21 protein-coding genes and 1 pseudogene are annotated in these 17745 nt (G+C 71.9%); 1 reads left to right on the top strand and 21 read right to left on the bottom strand.

The genetic code is table 11. The features are described 5' to 3' along the window. The 5 genes from IE245_RS20935 to rpsB form a co-directional block, all read right to left on the bottom strand. On the bottom strand, window positions 1-1108 hold a 1108-nt coding region (locus IE245_RS20935), incomplete at its 3' end, for a phosphatidate cytidylyltransferase (protein ID WP_189949809.1). After that, window positions 1108-1665 (bottom strand): ribosome recycling factor, encoded by a 558-nt coding sequence (frr, locus tag IE245_RS20930; protein ID WP_189949806.1) that lies wholly within the window; start codon window positions 1663-1665, stop codon window positions 1108-1110. The genes IE245_RS20935 and frr, both read right to left, overlap by 1 nt. A 50-nt stretch (window positions 1666-1715) precedes the next feature. Beyond that, window positions 1716-2483: a UMP kinase gene (gene pyrH, locus IE245_RS20925; RefSeq protein WP_189949804.1), complete on the bottom strand. Its 768-nt coding sequence runs from the start codon at window positions 2481-2483 to the stop codon at window positions 1716-1718. Between the two features lie 170 nt (window positions 2484-2653). Next, a complete protein-coding gene (tsf, locus tag IE245_RS20920; RefSeq protein ID WP_031008633.1) occupies window positions 2654-3490 on the bottom strand; it encodes a translation elongation factor Ts in 837 nt (278 codons plus the stop codon). Between the two features lie 111 nt (window positions 3491-3601). Next, complete coding sequence (gene rpsB, locus IE245_RS20915) at window positions 3602-4486, bottom strand: 30S ribosomal protein S2 (protein WP_189949802.1); 885 nt, start codon at window positions 4484-4486, stop codon at window positions 3602-3604. 257 nt (window positions 4487-4743) lie between these two features. Here rpsB and IE245_RS20910 point away from each other — a divergent pair, with 257 nt between their 5' ends. Then, entirely contained in the window at window positions 4744-5193 is a 450-nt protein-coding gene (locus IE245_RS20910) for a M23 family metallopeptidase (protein WP_189949801.1), read from the top strand. Window positions 5194-5257: 64 nt separating this feature from the next. Here the strand turns inward: IE245_RS20910 and IE245_RS20905 are convergent, their stop codons facing one another. From IE245_RS20905 to rpsP, 16 genes and pseudogenes are all read right to left on the bottom strand, one after another. Continuing rightward, the gene (locus IE245_RS20905; RefSeq protein WP_189949974.1) at window positions 5258-5824 is read right to left on the bottom strand and encodes a TetR/AcrR family transcriptional regulator; all 567 of its coding nucleotides are present in this window, start codon (window positions 5822-5824) and stop codon (window positions 5258-5260) included. Between the two features lie 53 nt (window positions 5825-5877). Further along, window positions 5878-6714: an RNA polymerase sigma factor WhiG gene (gene whiG, locus IE245_RS20900; RefSeq protein ID WP_189949799.1), complete on the bottom strand. Its 837-nt coding sequence runs from the start codon at window positions 6712-6714 to the stop codon at window positions 5878-5880. A gap of 239 nt (window positions 6715-6953) precedes the next feature. Next, window positions 6954-8114: a DNA-processing protein DprA gene (gene dprA, locus IE245_RS20895; RefSeq protein ID WP_189949797.1), complete on the bottom strand. Its 1161-nt coding sequence runs from the start codon at window positions 8112-8114 to the stop codon at window positions 6954-6956. After that, window positions 8111-9724, bottom strand: a complete 1614-nt coding sequence (locus IE245_RS20890; RefSeq protein WP_189949788.1) for a YifB family Mg chelatase-like AAA ATPase — start codon at window positions 9722-9724, stop codon at window positions 8111-8113. The genes dprA and IE245_RS20890 overlap by 4 nt, the downstream gene beginning before the upstream one ends. Before the next feature lies 1 nt (window position 9725). Then, complete coding sequence (locus IE245_RS20885) at window positions 9726-10091, bottom strand: YraN family protein (protein ID WP_189949786.1); 366 nt, start codon at window positions 10089-10091, stop codon at window positions 9726-9728. A gap of 114 nt (window positions 10092-10205) precedes the next feature. Then, complete coding sequence (locus IE245_RS20880; protein ID WP_005311352.1) at window positions 10206-10514, bottom strand: DUF2469 domain-containing protein; 309 nt, start codon at window positions 10512-10514, stop codon at window positions 10206-10208. 56 nt (window positions 10515-10570) lie between these two features. Then, complete coding sequence (locus IE245_RS20875; protein ID WP_229851426.1) at window positions 10571-11053, bottom strand: NUDIX hydrolase; 483 nt, start codon at window positions 11051-11053, stop codon at window positions 10571-10573. A 188-nt stretch (window positions 11054-11241) separates the two neighbouring features. Beyond that, window positions 11242-11997 (bottom strand): signal peptidase I, encoded by a 756-nt coding sequence (lepB, locus tag IE245_RS20870; protein WP_189949784.1) that lies wholly within the window; start codon window positions 11995-11997, stop codon window positions 11242-11244. A 53-nt stretch (window positions 11998-12050) separates the two neighbouring features. Continuing rightward, window positions 12051-13001, bottom strand: a complete 951-nt coding sequence (gene lepB, locus IE245_RS20865; protein ID WP_189949782.1) for a signal peptidase I — start codon at window positions 12999-13001, stop codon at window positions 12051-12053. Further along, complete coding sequence (gene lepB, locus IE245_RS20860) at window positions 12937-13950, bottom strand: signal peptidase I (RefSeq protein WP_189949780.1); 1014 nt, start codon at window positions 13948-13950, stop codon at window positions 12937-12939. Before lepB (IE245_RS20860) ends, lepB (IE245_RS20865) begins: the two co-directional genes overlap by 65 nt. 145 nt (window positions 13951-14095) lie before the next feature. Continuing rightward, window positions 14096-14869 (bottom strand): annotated as a pseudogene (gene lepB, locus IE245_RS20855) (signal peptidase I); the annotation flags it as partial. Between the two features lie 69 nt (window positions 14870-14938). After that, window positions 14939-15289 (bottom strand): 50S ribosomal protein L19, encoded by a 351-nt coding sequence (gene rplS, locus IE245_RS20850; RefSeq protein WP_030496989.1) that lies wholly within the window; start codon window positions 15287-15289, stop codon window positions 14939-14941. A 127-nt stretch (window positions 15290-15416) separates the two neighbouring features. Continuing rightward, the gene (gene trmD, locus IE245_RS20845) at window positions 15417-16238 is read right to left on the bottom strand and encodes a tRNA (guanosine(37)-N1)-methyltransferase TrmD (protein ID WP_189949775.1); all 822 of its coding nucleotides are present in this window, start codon (window positions 16236-16238) and stop codon (window positions 15417-15419) included. Beyond that, complete coding sequence (rimM, locus tag IE245_RS20840) at window positions 16235-16831, bottom strand: ribosome maturation factor RimM (protein ID WP_189949773.1); 597 nt, start codon at window positions 16829-16831, stop codon at window positions 16235-16237. The genes trmD and rimM overlap by 4 nt, the downstream gene beginning before the upstream one ends. Window positions 16832-16909: 78 nt before the next feature. Continuing rightward, window positions 16910-17149, bottom strand: coding sequence for an RNA-binding protein (locus tag IE245_RS20835; protein ID WP_005311361.1), 240 nt, complete (start codon window positions 17147-17149; stop codon window positions 16910-16912). Window positions 17150-17151: 2 nt separating this feature from the next. After that, the gene (gene rpsP, locus IE245_RS20830) at window positions 17152-17583 is read right to left on the bottom strand and encodes a 30S ribosomal protein S16 (protein WP_030496986.1); all 432 of its coding nucleotides are present in this window, start codon (window positions 17581-17583) and stop codon (window positions 17152-17154) included. Between the last annotated feature and the right edge of the window lie 162 nt (window positions 17584-17745).

Raw genomic sequence — 17745 nt, 5'->3', positions numbered from 1 at the left:
AACCCGTCCCGACGAACAACACCAGCAGCAACCACACCACCGGCGCCGTCGGCAGGAGCGAGTCCAGCCGGTCCATGATGCCGCCGTGCCCGGGGAGCAGCGTGCCCATGTCCTTGATGCCGAGGTCCCGCTTGATCATCGACTCGCCGAGGTCGCCGAGCGTCGCGCTCGCCGCCACCGCGAGGCCGAGGAGCAGTCCCTGCCACCAGGTGCCGTCGTCGATGAGGAACTGCATGCACAGCGCGCCGGCCGCCATCGCGAAGGCCACCGCGCCGAACAGCCCCTCGCGGGTCTTGCCGGGGCTGATCCGCGGCGCCAGCTTGTGCTTGCCGAAGCGCCAGCCCACCGCGTACGCCCCGGTGTCGCTGACCACCGTGAGCAGCAGGAAGGTCAGCACCCGCCACGGCCCGTCGTCGGCGGTGAGCAGCATCGCCACGAAGGTCGCCAGGAACGGCACGTAGAACGCGGCGAAGACGCCCGCCGTGACGTCCTTCAGATACCCCTCCGGGGGTTCCGTCATCCGCCAGACGAGCACCGCGAGCGCCGTCAGGGCCATCGCGACCCAGGCGCCCTCGGGGCCCCGCACGTACCCGGCGACGACCATCGCCGCGCCGCCGACCGCGAGCGGCACCAGCGGCGCCTTGATCGCCTTGCGCTCCTGGAGCCGCGAGGTCAGCTCCCAGAGCCCCACGACCACGGCCACCACGATGACGCCGACGAAGGCCGGCTTCCAGATGAACAGCGAGGCGATGATCACGGCCCCGAGACCGACGCCGACCCCTATGGCCGCGCCCAGGTCCCGGCCCGCGCTCTTCTTCTGCCGCGGCGCGGGGGCCGCGGACGGCGGAGGAGGCGGGACGGGGCTGGGCATGGGCTCCTGCGGGTGCTCGTGCGGGGTCTCGTCACGGAACAGGGGACCGCCCGGGTGAGCGGCCCCCCGTCCGTGTCCGTCCTGGAATCCGCCGGCGGGTACGTCGGGCACGATGGGCATGGGGCGAGTCTGCGCCGCCCGGTGCCGATCGTGGGCGGGACCCGCCGGGGCAGGCCCCTGGTCGGGTCCGCCGAGACCTGAACCGGCCGCCGGCGCCCCCCAGGATGAGTCGTTCATCAGACCTCGAGGAGCTCGGCTTCCTTGTGCTTCAGCAGCTCGTCCACCTGCGCCACGTACTTCGCGGTGGTGTCGTCGAGCTCCTTCTCCGCGCGGCGGCCCTCGTCCTCACCGACCTCGCCGTCCTTGACGAGCTTGTCGATGGTCTCCTTGGCCTTGCGGCGCACGGAGCGGATCGAGATCTTGGAGTCCTCGGCCTTGCCCTTGGCGACCTTGATGTAGTCGCGGCGGCGCTCCTCGGTGAGCTCCGGGAAGACCACCCGGATGATGTTGCCGTCGTTGCTCGGGTTGACGCCGAGGTCCGAGTCGCGGATGGCCTGCTCGATGTTGCGCAGCGCGCTCTTGTCGAACGGGGTCACCACGGCCATGCGCGGCTCCGGCACCGAGAACGACGCCAGCTGGTTGATGGGGGTGATGGCGCCGTAGTAGTCGGCCACGATCTTGTTGAACATCGCCGGGTGCGCACGGCCGGTGCGGATCGCGGCGAAGTCCTCCTTGGCGACCACGACCGCCTTCTCCATCTTCTCCTCGGCCTCGAGGAGGGTCTCTTCGATCACCACATGCTCCTGCGTGTCGTCGCGTTGTGTCGGTTGAGGGCGGGCCTGGGTCAGGCCCGGGTGCCCTGGTCGCTCACGAGTGTGCCGATCTTCTCACCCGTCACGGCGCGCGCGATATTGCCCTCGGCGAGCAGTTCGAAGACGAGGATCGGGAGCTTGTTGTCGCGGCACAGGGTGATGGCGGTGGCGTCGGCGACCTTGAGGTCGCGGGTGATGACCTCGCTGTACTCCAGGGCGTCGAACTTGACCGCGGCGGGGTTGGTCCTGGGGTCGGAGTCGTAGACGCCGTCCACGCCGTTCTTGCCCATGAGGAGGGCCTCTGCGTCGATCTCCAGGGCCCGCTGGGCGGCGGTCGTGTCGGTGGAGAAGTACGGCATGCCCATGCCGGCGCCGAAGATGACCACGCGGCCCTTCTCCAGGTGGCGCACGGCGCGCAGCGGGATGTACGGCTCGGCGACCTGGCCCATGGTGATGGCGGTCTGGACGCGGGAGTCGATGCCCTCCTTCTCCAGGAAGTCCTGGAGGGCGAGGCAGTTCATCACGGTGCCGAGCATGCCCATGTAGTCGGAGCGGGCCCGGTCCATGCCGCGCTGCTGGAGCTCGGCGCCGCGGAAGAAGTTGCCGCCGCCGATGACGATGGCGATCTGGGCGCCGTCGCGGACCACGGCCGCGATCTCACGCGCGATGGCGTGCACGACGTCCGGGTCGACACCGAGACCGGTACCGCCGGAGAAGGCTTCCCCGGACAGCTTCAGCATGTAGCGGCCGAGCTTCTTGCCGCTGTTGTCGTCGTGGCCCTGTTCGGCGCCCTGATTCATGGAGATCTCCTCGTACACATACGAAGAAGGCCATTGCCTTGGGTCCTCGTGGGTTTCCCGTACGGCAATGGCCTCCTCGTCACATCTGCGGTCGTCCCGCGCGGGGCGGGACGACTGTCTCAGACCCTACCCGGGTCCGGTGTCCGTCGCGTTCGCGAGGACGGACGGACTCAGATGCCGACCTTGATGCGGGTGAAGCGCTTCAGGGTGACACCGGCCTCGTCCAGGATCTGCTGGACGGACTTCTTGTTGTCCAGGGCGTACGGCTGGCCGAGCAGCGTGGCGTCCTTGAAGAAGCCGTTGACGCGACCCTCGACGATCTTGGCGATCGCGGCCTCGGGCTTGCCCTCGGCGCGGGTGGTCTCCTCGGCGATGCGGCGCTCGGACTCGACGACCTCGGCCGGGACGTCCTCACGGGTGAGGTACTTCGGCGCGAAGGCGGCGATGTGCTGCGCGACACCCTTGGCGACCTCGGCGTTCTCCTTGTCGAACTCGACGAGGACACCGATCTGCGGCGGGAGGTCGGGCATGGTGCGGTGCATGTACGCGGAGACGTAACCGTCGGCGTAGGCGGCGAAGCGGTCGAGGACGATCTTCTCGCCGAGGTTGGCGTTGGCCTCGTCCACGAAGGCCTGCACGGTCTTGCCGGCCTCGATCTCGGAGGCGAGCAGCGCCTCGATGTCGGCCGGCTTGGTGGCGGCGACGTGGGCGGCGAGGGCGTCGGCGACGGCGAGGAACTTGTCACCCTTGGCGACGAAGTCCGTCTCGCACTTCAGCTCGACGAGGACGCCGGAGGTGTTGTCGTCGGCGATGAGGGAGACGACGGCGCCGTTCTCGGCGGAGCGGCCCTCGCGCTTGGCGACACCCTTCTGGCCCTTGATGCGCAGGGCCTCCACGGCCTTGTCGACATCGCCGTCGGCCTCTTCGAGGGCCTTCTTGCAGTCCATCATGCCGGCGCCGGTGAGCTCACGGAGCTTCTTGACGTCAGCGGCGGTGTAGTTCGCCATGAGTCTGTTTCTCTCTCGAAGTCAGAAAGATCTACGAAGATCTACGGCGGGACGGCGGGGGCTTCCTGAGCCCCCGCCGTCACCTCCGCGGTGTTCCGGGGTGCGGAAAGATCAGGCCTGCTCGGCGGCCGGAGCCTCGGCCTCGGCGGCCGGAGCCTCGACCTCGGCCTCGGCGGCCTTCTCGATCTCGGCGGAGGCCTCGGCGGCCTCGTCCTTCTTCTCGCCCTCGAGCAGGTCGCGCTCCCACTCGGCGAGCGGCTCGCCGGCGGCCTTCTCGCCCGGCTTCGAGTCACCGGTGGCGGCACCGGAGCGGGCGATGAGGCCCTCGGCGACGGCGTCGGCGATCACGCGGGTGAGCAGGGTGACGGAGCGGATCGCGTCGTCGTTGCCCGGGATCTTGTAGTCGACCTCGTCGGGGTCACAGTTGGTGTCGAGGATCGCGACGACCGGGATGTTGAGCTTGCGAGCCTCGCCGACGGCGATGTGCTCCTTCTTGGTGTCGACGATCCAGACGGCGCTCGGCACCTTCTGCATCTCGCGGATACCACCGAGGGTCTTCTCCAGCTTGGCCTTCTCGCGCGAGAGGACCAGGAGCTCCTTCTTGGTGAGACCCGAGGCCGCGACGTCCTCGAAGTCGATCTGCTCGAGCTCCTTGAGGCGCTGCAGACGCTTGTAGACGGTGGAGAAGTTGGTGAGCATGCCGCCCAGCCAGCGCTGGTTGACGTAGGGCATGCCGACGCGCGTCGCCTGCTCGGCGATGGCCTCCTGGGCCTGCTTCTTCGTACCGACGAACATCACGGAGCCACCGTGCGCGACGGTCTCCTTGACGAACTCGAAGGCGCGGTCGATGTACGACAGCGACTGGAGCAGGTCGATGATGTAGATGCCGTTGCGCTCGGTGAAGATGAAACGCTTCATCTTCGGGTTCCAGCGACGGGTCTGGTGACCGAAGTGGACGCCGCTCTCCAGCAGCTCCCGCATCGTGACGACGGCCATGGCCGTATCTCCTTGGGTTTCTCGGTTGTGTTCCTGACGCCCCGGCGCGCCGTGCCACGAAGGACCGAAAGGCGCTGCCACCGTGCTCTCGGAGACGAGTGGCGGGGCGTGCGAAGTCGACCCGGTGACCCGGGTCGCCATAGGAAGTGTACGGGACCCCGAGAGCACCGGGTGACGGCGCTGTCCACAGGTCGCGACTTGTCCACAGAAAACCCCCGCGGCCGCCCTGACCCGCTCCGCCCGGACACGCTGTCCCCATGCAGCTCACGACCGTCTTCCTCGCCCTGGCCCTCCTCTGGCCGGTGGCCCCGCCCCCACCCCAGATCCTGCGCGGCTGGCACCCGCCACCGGGCCCCTACGCCGCGGGCCACCGCGGCGTCGACCTCGCCGCACCGCCCGGCACCCCCGTCCTCGCCCCCGCCGCCGGAACCGTCACCTTCGCCGGCCCGGTCGGCGGCCGCGGAGTCGTCACCCTCACCCTCACGGGCACCGGCACTCCCCCACTGCGCACCACGTTCTCCCCCGTCACCCCCCTGGCGGCCACCGGCACCCACGTCACCCCCGGCACCCCGATCGCCGAAGCCGCACCCGACAACCACTGCACGACCCCCTGCCTCCACTGGGGCCTCCTCCGCGGCGACACCTATCTGAACCCCCTCCTCCTCGCCCCCCGGAGCAGGTCACGCCTGCTGCCGGTCTACGACTAGGGGGTGGAGGGAGGAGCGGGAGGGGGTGGGTGGGGCGGGGGGGGAGGGGGGGAGGGCCCCTGGTTCAGGTGGTGGGGCCGGTGACGCCGTGGAGGGCCATGGTGACGGCCGCTTCGGCGATGGCGGTGGGGTCCTCGGCCGCGCCGAGTTCGATGCGGCGGACGGCGGCGTCGACGACGCCCTGGAGGAGCATGGCACCGAGGCGGGGTTCGGGGACGCCCAGGGCGGCGAGGGCGTCGACGACCATGGCGACGAGGCCGCCGTGGGCGGCACGGATCTTCTCGCGGGCGCCGTCGTCGAGTTCGCCGGCGGAGATGGCGACCACTGCGCGGTGGCGGCGGTCCCCGACGAGGTCCAGCTGCTTGCGGACGTAGGCGGCGACCTTGTCCGCGGGGGCGTCGGCGTCGGCCATGGCGCGCTCGACCTCGGCGGCCCAGACGGGGAAGTCGACCGCGCAGAGTTCCTCGACGACGGCGGCGCGGGACCGGAAGTACTCGTAGACCGACGAGCGGGCGAGGCCGGTGCGCTCGGCGAGCGCGGGGAAGGTCAGCGCCTCCGTCCCGCCCTCGGACAGCAGGGAACGCGCGGCGTCCAGGAGGGCGCCGCGCTGCATGGTCCGGTGCTCGGCCACGGAGGCCGCTCGAATCCTGGGCACGGCTCCACTGTACGACCGGTGCGGCGCGGTCAGCGTCCCACGTCGGCCAGCTTGGCGCGGAGCTGCAGGACGGACTTGGTGTGGATCTGGCTGACGCGGCTCTCGGTGACGCCGAGGACGTTGCCGATCTCGGCGAGGGTCAGGCCCTCGTAGTAGTACAGGGTGACGACGGTCTTCTCGCGCTCGGGGAGCGTGTTGATGGCGCGGGCGAGCAGCCGGCGCAGCTCGCGGTCCTCGGCGACCTCGACGGGGTTGTCGGCGGCCGTGTCCTCCAGGGTGTCCATGAGGGACAGCCGGTCGCCGCCTTCGCCTCCGACGTGCAGCAGCTCTTCGAGGGCGACGACGTTGGCGAGGGACAACTGGCTGAAGACGGCGTGGAGTTCCTCCAGCTGGATGCCGAGTTCGGCGGCGACCTCGCTCTCGCTGGGGGTGCGGCGGAGCTGGGCCTCCAGGGTGGCGTAGGCGCGCTCGACGTTGCGGGCCTTCTGGCGCACGGAGCGGGGGATCCAGTCGAGGGCGCGCAGTTCGTCGATCATCGCGCCGCGGATGCGGGTGATGGCGTAGGTCTCGAACTTGATGGCGCGTTCGACGTCGAACTTCTCGATGGCGTCGATGAGGCCGAACACTCCGGAGGAGACGAAGTCCGCCTGTTCCACGTTGGACGGCAGGCCGACGCTGACGCGTCCGGCGACGTATTTGACGAGCGGCGAGTAGTGCAGGATCAGCTGCTCCCGCAGCCGTTCGTCGCCGGTGGACTTGTAGGAGCGCCACAGCTCGTCGAGCGTGGTCGGCGCGGGCGGCCGCACGGTGCCCCGGGCTGCTGGGGGCACCGCAGCGCGGTCAGACCCGGAGGTGTGCTGGGGCATGCGTTGCCTTGAGCCGTTCTGCTGTCGGGTGCGTCGGTCTGGGTGTCCTGTGGGGAATCCTGGTGAGCGTAGCGTGAGTGTGGTGTCGCGGTGAGCGAACAGGAGCGGATGGCGCCGGTCCGGGGGGCCGTGGTCGGCCACATCTTCGAACCGGCGCCGGGGGGCGCGTCGGCCCCGCTGGGGCGGCCGAGGGGGCTCGATTGGTCATCGGCTTCACCTTTTCACCCGAATGCGCCAGGTCAAGGTTCGCCTCGCCGCGCGTTCGACCGCGGCTTGCCGGTGTTCGTCAACCTCCATCCGTCGCCGTCCCGCTCGGCGTGGCCGAGGGCGTGGAGTTCGTACAGCCGGGCGAGGGCCTCGTCGGGGGTGGTGCCGGCGCGGCGGGCGATCTCGGTGGTGGGGGCGGGCGGGTGCACGGGGAGGGCTTCGAGGACCTGGGCGGTGGCGGGGGCGAGGAGGTCGCGGGGCAGGACGGGGCCGCGCCGGGCGGGGGCGAGGTCGCCGATGGCGCCGACGAGTTCGACGATCTCGTCGGCGTCGGTGACGAGGGTGGCGCCGTCGCGCAGGAGCTCGTGGACTCCGGCGGAGAGGGCGCTGGTGACGGGGCCGGGGACGCCCATGGTGTGGCGGCCGAGGCGGGTGGCGGCGCGGGCGGTGACGAGGGAGCCGCTGCGGTGCTGGGCCTCGACGACGACGGTGCCGCGGGTGAGGGCGGCGATGACGCGGTTGCGGAGGATGAAGCGGCTCGGTGTGGGGTGGCTGCCGGGTGGGAGTTCGCCGATGAGGAGTCCCTGGCCGACGAGCCGGTCGAGGAGTTCGGTGTGGCCGCGGGGGTAGGGGGTGTCGACGCCGCTGGCGAGGACGGCGGCGGTGGCTCCGCCGGCGGCGAGCGCGCCGCGGTGGGCGGCGCCGTCGATGCCGTAGGCGGCGCCGGAGACGACGACCCAGCCGTGGCGGCTGAGTCCGGCGGCGAGGTCGGCGGCGGTGTGGGCGCCGTACGGGGTGCAGGCGCGGGCGCCGACGAGGGCGACGGAGCGCAGGGCCCAGGTGCGCGGGGAGGCGGGGCCGCGGGTCCAGAGGCCGAGGGGCCGGGCGTCGCCGAGGTCGTCGAGTTGGGTGGGCCAGTCGGGGTCGCCGGGGACGATGAAGCGGCCGCCGAGCCGGGTGATGCGGTCGAGGTCGGCTTCGGGTGAGGTGGTGCGGGCGCGGTGGCGCCAGCCGGCGAGCCGGCGGGTGCCGGTGCCGGGGAGCGGGGGTTCCCGGGGGTCGCGGAGGAGGGTGAGGAGGTTGTCGGGGCCGTGGGTGCGCAGGGCGCGGCCGGCTTGTTCGTCGCCGGGCTCGACGATGCGGGTGAGGGCGGCGCGGGCGAGGCGTTCGGAGTCCGGGGGCTGGGGGTTCATGGGCGGTCTCCGGTGGTGAGGGGGACGCCTCGGGTGATGCCGGTGCGCAGTTCGAGGGCGTGGGCGAGGTCGTCGTGGTCGGGGCGGTCGTGTCCGGCGAGGTCGGCGATGGTCCAGGCGACGCGGAGGACGCGGTCGAGGCCGCGGGCGGTGAGGAGGCCGCGTTCGATGTCGCGTTCGGCGTGGGCGAGGGCGCCGGGGGCGGCGAGGTAGCGGGTGCGGAGTTCGTGGCCGGGGATCTCGCTGTTGAGGGTCCAGGGGGTGCCGGTGAGCCGGGTGGTGGCGCGGGCGCGGGCCTCGCGGACGCGGGCGGCGACGGCGGCGGTGGGTTCGCCTCTGCCGCCTCGGCCCAGGAGGTCGGAGCGGGTGACGGGTTCGGCTTGGACGCGGAGGTCGACGCGGTCGAGGAGGGGGCCGGAGAGGCGGGCCTGGTAGCGGCGGATGGCGGAGGGCGGGCATTCGCAGCCGGCGCCGTGGAGGGTGTGGCGGCCGCAGGGGCAGGGGTTGGCGGCGAGGGCGAGGAGGAAGCGGGCGGGGAGGCGGACGACGCCGGCGGCGCGGGCGATGACGACGTGTCCGGATTCGAGGGGCTGGCGGAGGGCGTCGAGGGCTTTGGTGGAGAATTCGGGCGCTTCGTCCATGAAGAGCACTCCGCGGTGGGCGAGGGAGACGGCGCCCGGCCGGGGGATGCCGTTCCCGCCGCCGACGAGGGACTGCATGGTGGCGGAGTGGTGGGGTGCGCAGTAGGGGGCGCGGCGGACGAGGGGTTCGCCGGGCGGAAGGATGCCGGCGACGGAGTGGACGGCGGTGACTTCGAGGGATTCCTGGCGGGTGAGGGGCGGGAGGATGCCGGGGAGTCGTTCGGCGAGCATGGTCTTGCCGGCGCCGGGTGGTCCGGTGAGGAGCAGGTGGTGGCCGCCGGCGGCGGCGATCTCCAGGGCTCGGCGGGCGGTGTGCTGGCCGGCGACGTCGGCGAGGTCGGGGCCTTCGCCGGGGTCGGGGGCGAGGCCGGTGCCGATGCCGGCGCCGGGGACGAGGAGTCCGGCGAGCATGGCGTCGGGCCGGCCGAGTTCGGTGGGGTCCTCGTCGGGGACGGGTTCGTCGGCGAGGACGGCGATGAGCTGGCGGAGGGTGCGGACGCCGAGGACGGAGACGCCGGGGACGAGGGAGGCCTCTCCGGCGGTCTGTTCGGGGACGACGACCTGGTGGTAGCCGGCGTCGGCGGCGGCGAGGACGGCGGGGAGGATGCCGCGGACGGGCCGGACGCGTCCGTCGAGGCCGAGTTCGCCGATGAGGACGAGGTCGGCGATGGAGCGGGGGTCGATGCGCTCGGCGGCGCCGAGCACCGCGGCGGCCACGGCGAGGTCGAAGCCGGAGCCGCTCTTCGGTACGGAGGCGGGGCTGAGGCCGACGGTGAGTTTCTTCTGGGGCCATTCGGCGCCGGAGTTGACGACGGAGGCGCGGACGCGGTCGCGGCTCTCGCTGAGGCTCTTGTCGGGGAGGCCGACGAGGGTGAAGGCGGCGACGCCGGGTTCGAGGTCGGCCTGGACCTCGACGACGACGCCTTCGACACCGACGAGGGCGACGGAGCAGGTGCGGGCGAAGCCCATCTCAGGCCACCCCCTGGGCGTGGGTGAGGACGGGGGCGCCGCGGCGGGGCAGGACGATGCCGACGAGGTCGATGCGGACGCCGCCGGGGGGCGGCGGGGTGCCGGTGTGGTCGAGCCAGCAGGAGGCGAGGTGCCGGAGCCGGGCGGCCTTGTCGGGGGTGACGGCCGCCATGGGGTGTTCGAAGGCGCCGATGCGGCGGGTCTTGACCTCGCAGATGACGAGGGTGTCGCCGTCGCGGGCGACGATGTCGATCTCTCCGGCGCGGCCGGAGCGCCAGTTGCGGGCGAGGATGTGCAGGCCGGTCTCGGTGAGCCGGCGGGCCGCCAGCTCTTCTCCGTACCGTCCGAGTGCTTGGGTCGCGTTCATGGGACCACCTCCGTCACCGACTGTGACGGAGGTGGTCCTGGGCGTGTGCGGGGCTGTGGACGAGTGGGTGGTCCCGGGGGGCCGCGTCACTCACACGGGTGAGACGGGCGGAGCTCAGCTGCCGGGCAGTTCGAGGTCGCTCTTGTTGAGCTCCTCGATGTTGACGTCCTTGAAGGTCAGGACGCGGACCTGCTTGACGAACCTGGCCGGCCGGTACATGTCCCAGACCCAGGCGTCGGCCATGCTGACCTCGAAGAAGACCTCGCCCTGGACGGAGTGCACCTGCATCTCGTAGTCGTTGGTGAGGTAGAAGCGCCGCTCGGTCTCGATCACGTATTTGAACAGCCCGACGACGTCGCGGTACTCCCGGTAGAGCTTCAGCTCCATCTCGGTCTCGTACTTCTCGAGGTCCTCGGCGCTCATGGCATGTTCCCCTTCAGCCGTGCGTCCCCCTATTGTGCGCCAGCCGGGCCGTGCCCCTACACGATTTCCGGGGCGAGGACGACGGGCGTGCTCGGGGGTCCCTCGTCGAGCAGCGTGCGCAGCAGCTCGGCGAGCCTGATGGGGTACACGGTCTCATGTGCCGCCGACAGTTCGGCGGAGGTCCACCATCTCAGGCCGGAGAGGCTGCGCGTCTCCAGCTCGGTGAGGGCCTGGGGGCCGGGTACCGGGCCGGTGTGTCGGGTGCGGGCGAGGTAGTACCACTCGTCCTGGTCCCAGCGGCGGCCGGCGAAGGGGAAGGAGCAGTGGCGCCGCCAGAGGACGGGGCCGAGTTCGACGTCGGTGAGGCCGGTCTCCTCGGCGAGCTCGCGCAGGGCGGCCTGCGCGCGGGTCTCGTCGCCCTCGACGCCGCCGCCGGGGGTGAACCACCAGGTGTCGCCGGGGTCGTCGGGTTCGTGCCCGTGCATGAGCAGCACGCGGTCGTCGGGGTCGAGCAGGATCACCCGCGCGACCTGGCGCACCTCCCGTCCGGCCTCGCCCGTACCGCCCTCGGCAGATCCCGTGCCGCCGCCCTCGACGGAGCCCGTACCGCCTTCGGCGAGGCCACGGCCGCCCTCGACGGAGCCCGTACCGATCCCCGTGCTCGTACCCGCGCCCGTGCCGCCGCCCTCGACCGATCCCGCACCGATCCCCGTACCCGTGCCCTCCGTCATGCCTTCACCTTCTCTCGGGCGCCCTTGCCCCGCCCGCCCAGCCGGTCGGCCACCGGGCCGTACGCCGCGCCGCCCAGGATCAGGGCGGCTCCGGCGCCGATGGCGGTGAGGAGGAGGGCGACGGGGCCGGGGGTGGAGACGCCGCCGGGCAGGGCGGCGAAGCCCGCCGGGCGTTCGACGAAGCCGCCGGTGAGCGGCCAGACGACGGAGTCGACGCGGGCGACGACGGCGGAGCGGGGCACCGAGCCCTGGGCGGCGTCGTCCAGGTGGCTGCGGGAGTCGAGCGAGGTGGTGCGGTCGTCGCCGAGGAGGAAGAGGCTGTCCTCGGGGACGGTGGCGCTGAACTCGTCGGGGACGATGCCGCCGGGGCCGCCCGACCGGGCGCCCAGGTACGGCTCGTCGACCGGGGTGCCGTTGACCGTGAGGCGGCCGTCGGTGCCGCAGCAGGCGATGGTGTCGCCGCCGACGCCGACGACCCGCTTGACCATGGTGGCGCCGCCCCACAGCGCGTCCTCGAAGACGACCACGTCACCGCGGCGCACGTCGGCGCCGTCGACGCGCTGGGCGAGCACCTTGGCGCCGATCTCCAGGGTGGGGGCCATGGAGCCGGTGGGCACCGAGTACGGCCGGTAGAGCACGGCGCCCGCGGCGAAGCCCCCGAGGAAGAGCAGACAGCCGACGGCCACGGCCAGTCCCGACAGCACGCTGCCGAGACGGCCGCGGCCGTCGGTCTTCTTGGTCGCTGCGCTCATGTGCACCCCAGAGGTCCGTCGACGATCTGGGACGGCACCCTACCCGCGCGAAGCTACTCGGCGGTATGGCGCGTGGAGCGCTTCCTGCGGCGCCAGAGCACCAGCGGGAGCGCTCCGGCGAGGCCGGCCGCCGCCGGGGCCACGGCCGGCGCGGCTGCCGCGGCCGGGGCGAGGCCCGGCTGGTCGAAGACGTCCGGGACCGGCAGGGTCGCCCAGCGGGTGAGCGGCCAGGCGACGACCACGGCCCGGCCGACGACCTGGTCGTTGGCGATGGTGCCGCCGCCCGGGAGCTCCTGGTGGAAGCGGGAGTCGAGCGAGTTCTGCCGGTTGTCGCCCATGACCCAGATGCGGTCCTGGGGGACCTTGACCGGGCCGAAGGAGTCCTGGCAGGGCACGGAGCCGGGGTAGAGGTAGGCGGTCTCGTCGAGCTCCTTGCCGTTGAGGACGACCTTGCCGCCCTCCTTGCAGGAGACGGTGTCGCCGCCGACGGCGATGACCCGCTTGATGAGGTCCTTCTCCTCGGCGGACGGCATGAGGCCGATGAAGCTGAGGAACTTCTGGATCGCGTTCGGCTTGGGGGTCTCGGCGGTCTCCAGCCAGCCGCCCGGGTCGTGGAAGACGACGACCTCGCCGCGCTCGGGCTCGGAGCCGAACCAGGGGGTCAGCTTGTCGACGAGGACCCGGTCGCCCTTCTTCAGGGTGTTCATCATCGATTCCGAGGGAATCGAGAACGCCTGCACCAGGAAGGTCTTGATCAGCAGGGCGAGGATCAGCGCGATGCCGATGAGGAGCGGCAGCTCCTTCCAGAAGGAACGCTGCTTCCCGGGCCGCGCGCGTGTCCCCTCGGCGCCGTCGGCGCCCTCGGTCCCGTCGCCGTGGTCCGGCCGGTCGCCGGCCGGCGACGCGCCGCCGGCGCTGTTGTTCTCTTCCGTCACGTTCTCACCTCTGGCCCCGTCGGCCCTGTCCTCGGGCCCGTCGTGTCCGGAACGTGCGCCGACGGCCACTTCCCCCACATCCACTCCTCACTCCGTGCAACTGCCCGTCCCGGAACAGGGACAGGCCCGCCACTCCCATAACGAGCAGGAGTTCCGCAGGGGTCGGCGGCCAGGGCATTCCGTTCACGTTCCGCGTGGACACACTATGCGACATGCCGAGCGCGGTCCCGGAGGTCGTACGTCCGTCCGGCACGGCGGCGAAGGTCTCCCGCTCCTCCAGGCCGCGCCAGTGTCCGAGCGGCCAGGCGATCACCACCGCGCGGCCCACGACCTGGTCCTCGGCGATGGTGCCCCGGCCCGGCTCGTCCAGGTGGTAGCGCGAGTCGGCCGAGTCGGAGCGGTGGTCGCCGAGCACGAAGACGCGGCCCTCGGGGACCTTCACGTCGAAGGGGATCGTGGACGGCTTGTCGCCGGGGTTGAGGTAGGGCTCGTCCAGCGGCACGCCGTTGACGGTGATGCGGCCGTCCTCGCCGCAGCAGCGGACGGTGTCGCCGCCGACCGCGATCACCCGCTTGATGAGGTCCCGCTCGTCGGCCGAGGGCATCAGGCCGATGAAGGTCAGCGCCTGCTTGAGCTGCTTGATCCCGACGGGGTCCTCGGCGGCGGGGGCGGTCTCCTGGTGGAGCCAGCCGCCGGGGTCCTTGAAGACGACGACGTCCCCGCGCTGCGGCTTCGAGCCGAACCACGGGGTGAGCTTGTCGACCAGGACGCGGTCGTGGATCCGGATCGTCTGCTCCATGGAGCCGGACGGGATGACGAAGGCCTGGACGAGGAAGGTCTTGAGGACGAGCGCGATCAGCACGGCGACGCCGACGAGGATGGGGATCTCTCGGATCGCGGAGCGGCGCCGGCGCCGGCGGACCCTGCGGGCCAGCCGGCGGCGTTCGGCGCGGCCGGGCGGCGGCGCCTGCGCCCCGTCCGGCGCGGTGCCGGCCCGGGGACGGCCACGGCTACCCATGCCCGCTCCCCCGCGCGCTCTCCTGTCCGCCGCCCCGCGCGCTCCCTGGTACGCCCTCCTGCCCGCTCCCTCGTGCGTGCTCCTGCCCGCTGCCCCAGCCGGTCGCCTGCCCGTTCTCGCGTCCGCTCTCCCGCGGTCCGAAGGGGTGTCCGCCGGCGGGCGGCGCCGGTACGGAGTCGTACGCGTCGGTCCCGGGCACGGTGGTCCGGCGGGCGAAGGGCCAGACGATCCAGTCGGCGCGGCCGACGACCTGGTCGACGGGGACGACGCCGCCGCCGGGGCTGCCGAGATGGTCGCGGGAGTCGCTGGACTGGCTGCGGTGGTCGCCCATCACCCAGAGGGTGCCCGGCGGGACGACGATGTCGAAGGGGACGTCGGAGGGCCGGTCGCCCGGGGTGAGGTACGGCTCCCGGACGCTGCCGCCGTTGACGGTGATCCTGCCGTCCCGGTCGCAGCAGACGACCCGGTCGCCGCCGACGCCGACGACCCGCTTCACGAAGTCGGTCTCGTCGGGCGGCGCCAGCCCGAGGGCGGCCGCCGCGTCGTGCAGCAGGCCGGTGACGGGGTTGCCCGCCGGCTCCTCCCGGACGAAGGATCCGGTGCCGTCGAAGACCACGACGTCACCGCGGCGCGGCTCATTGCCGAAACGGTACGCCAGTTTGTTGACCAGGATCCGGTCCCCGACCTGGAGGGTGGGTTCCATGGAGCCGCTGGGGATCAGGAACGGCTGGGCGACGAAGTGGCTGAGGAGCAGCAGGAAGGCCACACAGGCGGCTCCGACCAGCCCCGTCCTGCGCCAGGAGGGTCCGGCGCGGCCGGAAACGCGCACGGAGCGCGACCCGTCCTCCGTGGCGGGATCCGCTGGGGATTCCGCCGGGGAGGAGGGGTCGCGCTCCGTGTGCTGTGCTTCGGTGTCCATCGGGGGGTGAGCCTATCCGGCCCGCCTGTACGTGGAGCGTGAAGCCTCGCGCGAGCGGTGAGCCGGAGCTCAGTTGTCGCGCTTCTCCTTGATCTTGGCGGCCTTGCCGCGCAGCTCACGGAGGTAGTAGAGCTTGGCGCGACGGACGTCACCGCGGGTGACGAGCTCGATCTTCTCGAAGATCGGGCTGTTCACCGGGAAGGTGCGCTCGACGCCGACGGAGAAGGAGACCTTGCGGACGGTGAAGGTCTCGGAGACGCCGGAGCCCTGGCGGCGGATGACGACGCCCTTGAACTGCTGGATACGGGAGCGGTTGCCCTCGATGACGCGCACGTGGACGTTCACGGTGTCGCCGGGACGGAAGGCGGGCAGGTCGGAGCGGAGCGAAGCCGCGTTCACCTGGTCGAGCAGGGAGGCCATGGAGGTCTCTTTCCTCGCCGATGCCACAGGTCATCGGCGGTGACGTACGAATCATGGGGATGCCGTCCGGTTGATGGCGGGCGGCTCCCCCTGTGGCAGGGGCGCGCGCCGGACGGACGGCAGTCGCCTATTCTTCCACGCCCTCGACCCTGCGCCAAAATCGGCCGCCGGGCTCGGGGGCCCAGCCGAGGATCGAGAGGGTCTCGCGGTCCTTCTTGTCGAAGGCCGCGGGGTCGCAGCGCTCGATGAGGTCGGGCCGGTTGGCGGCGGTGCGCCGGAAGGCCTCGTCGCGGCGCCAGCGGGCGATCTTGCCGTGGTGGCCGCTGACCAGCACCTCGGGGATGGCGTGACCGCGCCACACCGGGGGCTTGGTGTAGACGGGGCCTTCGAGGAGGTTGGCCATGGCGCCGGGGGCGAAGGAGTCGTCGCGGTGCGACTCGGCGTTGCCGAGGACGCCGGGGAGCAGCCGGGCGACGGCCTCGGTGATCACCAGGACGGCGGCCTCGCCGCCGGCGAGCACGTAGTCGCCGATGGAGACCTCGTAGACGGGCATGCGGGTGGCGTACTCGTCCATGACGCGGCGGTCGATGCCCTCGTAGCGGGCCGGGGTGAAGATCAGCCAGGGCCGCTCGGAGAGTTCGACGGCGAGTTCCTGGGTGAAGGGGCGGCCGCTGGGGGTGGGGACGACGAGGACGGGGCCTTGGGCTCCGGCGTCGTAGCCGTCGGCGAGGGTCTGGTCGAGGGCCTCGCCCCAGGGCTCGGTCTTCATGACCATGCCGGGGCCGCCGCCGTACGGGGTGTCGTCGACGGTGTTGTGCCGGTCGTAGGTCCACTGCCGCAGGTCGTGGACGTGGACGTCGAGCTGTCCACGCGCGCGTGCCTTGCCGACGAGGGAGACGTTCAGCGGTTCGAGGTACTCGGGGAAGATCGTGACGACGTCGAGCCTCATGCCTGGTCGTCCTCTTCGCTCTTCTCGGCGGAGTCGTCGGCGGACTCGGAGGGCTCGGCGTCGCGGGCGGAGGCGATCTCGGCGCGGTCGTCGATGAGGCCGGGCGGCGGGTCGATGACGGCCCGCTGGTTCTCCAGGTCGATCTCGGTGACGATCTGCTCGACGAAGGGGATCATCAGCTCGGTGCCGTCGGGCCGCTCGACGATGAACAGGTCCTGCGAGGGCAGGTGGGAGATCTCGGTGATGGCGCCGATGACGGTGCCGTCGGCGAGGACCACGTCGAGGTCGACGAGCTGGTGGTCGTAGTACTCGTCCTCCTCCTCGGGGAGTTCCGCCGGGTCGACCTCGGCGATGAGGAGGGTGTTGCGGAGCGCCTCGGCGGCGTTGCGGTCGCGGACGCCCTCGAAGCGGAGCAGCAGCCGGCCGCTGTGCACCTTGCCGGACTCGATGGTCAGCGGACCGGCGGAGGCCGGGTCGGTGAGCAGGACGGCGCCGGGGGCGAGCCGCAGTTCGGGCTCGTCGGTCCGCACCTCCACGGTGACGTCGCCCCTGATCCCGTGGGCGCGGCCGATCCGCGCGACTACCAACTGCACTGGTGAACTCTTCCTGTCGTACGGCAACGGGCCGGGGTGGGCGGTCTGCCCTCCCCGGCCCGTGCCGGTGTCAAACTTTCAGCGGACCTGGTCCACGTCGACGAGGTCGACGCGGATGCCACGACCGCCGATGGCGCCCACGACGGTCCGCAGCGCACGCGCGGTGCGGCCGTTGCGGCCGATCACCTTGCCGAGGTCGTCGGGGTGGACCCGGACCTCCAGCACGCGGCCGCGACGCAGGTTGCGCGAGGCGACCTGCACGTCGTCGGGGTTGTCGACGATGCCCTTCACGAGGTGCTCGAGAGCCTCCTCGAGCATGATCAGGCCTCGGTGGTGGACTCGGCCTCGGCCTCGTCCGCCTTCGCCTTCTTGGCCTTCGGGGTGATGGCCTCGCCCTTGTCCTCAGCGCCCTCGAGGGCCTTGGCGAACTCGTCGAAGGAAGCGCGCTTCTCTTCCTTGGTCGCCGGGGCGAGCAGCGGCTTCTCCGGGGCGGGGAGGCCCTTGTGCTTCTGCCAGTCGCCGGTGAGCTTCAGGATGGCGAGGACGGGCTCGGTCGGCTGGGCGCCGACGGAGAGCCAGTACTGCGCGCGCTCGGAGTCGACCTCGATGCGCGACGGGTTGTACGTCGGGTGGTAGAGGCCGATCTCCTCGATCGCGCGGCCGTCACGGCGGGTGCGCGAGTCGGCGACGACGATGCGGTAGTGCGGCTGGCGAATCTTGCCGAGGCGCTTGAGCTTGATCTTGACTGCCACTGGAGTGGTGTCTCCTGGTCTTGACGTGGTGGGGCACTTGAGATGCCACGTGGGGTTGCGGTACTCGGGTGCCCGATGGACGCGTCAGCCGGAGGAGAGAGGGGTCCTGTGCGACTGTCGAGTACAGCTGTCCATTGTGCCACACGCCGCCGTGCCGCTCGC

It is taken from the genome of Streptomyces roseolus, assembly GCF_014649855.1.
In the GTDB taxonomy this organism is placed as follows: Bacteria; Actinomycetota; Actinomycetes; order Streptomycetales; family Streptomycetaceae; genus Streptomyces; species Streptomyces roseolus.
The sequence above is the reverse complement of the archived record's forward strand: the minus strand, read 5'-3'. Positions and strand labels throughout refer to the sequence as shown.

Bases quoted from the DNA above. Each gene is read 5' to 3' on its own strand.
- pyrH (WP_189949804.1), bottom strand. From the start codon at position 2,483: ATGAATCAGGGCGCCGAACAGGGCCACGACGACAACAGCGGCAAGAAG.
- tsf (WP_031008633.1), bottom strand. From the start codon at position 3,490: ATGGCGAACTACACCGCCGCTGACGTCAAGAAGCTCCGTGAGCTCACC.
- rpsB (WP_189949802.1), bottom strand. From the start codon at position 4,486: ATGGCCGTCGTCACGATGCGGGAGCTGCTGGAGAGCGGCGTCCACTTC.
- IE245_RS20910 (WP_189949801.1), top strand. From the start codon at position 4,744: ATGCAGCTCACGACCGTCTTCCTCGCCCTGGCCCTCCTCTGGCCGGTG.
- whiG (WP_189949799.1), bottom strand. From the start codon at position 6,714: ATGCCCCAGCACACCTCCGGGTCTGACCGCGCTGCGGTGCCCCCAGCA.
- dprA (WP_189949797.1), bottom strand. From the start codon at position 8,114: ATGAACCCCCAGCCCCCGGACTCCGAACGCCTCGCCCGCGCCGCCCTC.
- IE245_RS20890 (WP_189949788.1), bottom strand. From the start codon at position 9,724: ATGGGCTTCGCCCGCACCTGCTCCGTCGCCCTCGTCGGTGTCGAAGGC.
- IE245_RS20885 (WP_189949786.1), bottom strand. From the start codon at position 10,091: ATGAACGCGACCCAAGCACTCGGACGGTACGGAGAAGAGCTGGCGGCC.
- IE245_RS20880 (WP_005311352.1), bottom strand. From the start codon at position 10,514: ATGAGCGCCGAGGACCTCGAGAAGTACGAGACCGAGATGGAGCTGAAG.
- lepB (WP_189949784.1), bottom strand. From the start codon at position 11,997: ATGAGCGCAGCGACCAAGAAGACCGACGGCCGCGGCCGTCTCGGCAGC.
- lepB (WP_189949780.1), bottom strand. From the start codon at position 13,950: ATGGGTAGCCGTGGCCGTCCCCGGGCCGGCACCGCGCCGGACGGGGCG.
- rplS (WP_030496989.1), bottom strand. From the start codon at position 15,289: ATGGCCTCCCTGCTCGACCAGGTGAACGCGGCTTCGCTCCGCTCCGAC.
- trmD (WP_189949775.1), bottom strand. From the start codon at position 16,238: ATGAGGCTCGACGTCGTCACGATCTTCCCCGAGTACCTCGAACCGCTG.
- IE245_RS20835 (WP_005311361.1), bottom strand. From the start codon at position 17,149: ATGCTCGAGGAGGCTCTCGAGCACCTCGTGAAGGGCATCGTCGACAAC.